Origin of the sequence: Massilimicrobiota sp. An142, assembly GCF_002160725.1 — a bacterium.
Lineage (GTDB): Bacteria > Bacillota_I > Bacilli_A > Erysipelotrichales > Coprobacillaceae > Allocoprobacillus > Allocoprobacillus merdigallinarum.
This window is the reverse complement of sequence record NZ_NFLD01000093.1, coordinates 1-798: the sequence shown is the minus strand read 5'-3', so window position 1 is coordinate 798 and position 798 is coordinate 1. Positions and strand designations below refer to the sequence as shown.

At 30.7% G+C, this 798-nt stretch carries 1 protein-coding gene; it reads right to left on the bottom strand.

Translation table 11 applies throughout. From position 1 onward, the window contains the following. Positions 1–480 (bottom strand): PucR family transcriptional regulator ligand-binding domain-containing protein (locus B5E87_RS14830; RefSeq protein ID WP_206399325.1); only part of this gene is annotated, 480 nt, incomplete at its 3' end. Positions 481–798 lie beyond the last annotated feature (318 nt).

The following is a 798-nucleotide window of genomic DNA, read 5'->3' as shown; positions in this document are numbered from 1 at the left end:
ACTACGCATCAGTTCATTCCTATTTTCTTCAATAGTGCGTGGATCACTAAAAATATTTTGAAAATACTGTGTAACCAAATAATCCTCTTTTTGCGAAAACAAACAACGCATACAAAAATCTTTAATCAGGTCAACCATATGAATATGCCATGGTGAAATTAACAGTGGAAAATCATTGTTTTCACAATAATCAAGAACATCTTGAGGAACATCAAAAATATACTTTCCAGTATTAATAATAAGCCCGACACTATGATACTTAACCAAATATTCTACAAGGTTTAAAAGTGCTCCTTCTTTTTGAAATCCTAAACCACTTGTCACAATCAATTCTTTTCCCCACAATTGTTGAATTGTCGTTGTATCTTCAATAAGGTGAACCCAGCTCATAGCATTGGCACACCCTTTTTGTCCACATAATAGTGTAAGCTGATATAATTCTTTGGTTTCATTCAATGCATCTTCTATTGTAAATCCCATCATCTCACCTACTTTCTTTTATTATACTCTTCTTTTGTGCAATATGCACAAAAATCAATCATCATATTTAGATTCTCAGACCCTTTTCTTTTACATAAAAAATCATATAATACCTGACTTTGGTATCCAGCATTAAAACATAGTGATAGTTTAACTGAAAACAGTAGTAATCTTTTAATTGATCACTACTGTTTTTTTATACTTTATAGTTGAATATTTGCTTTATCTGTCTTTCTGTCAGGTAATAATTTGTTAGTGGTAATTTTGTCATTTGCTCAAATTCTTTTATGAATTTGCTCGATGCTGTCACGTTAATAT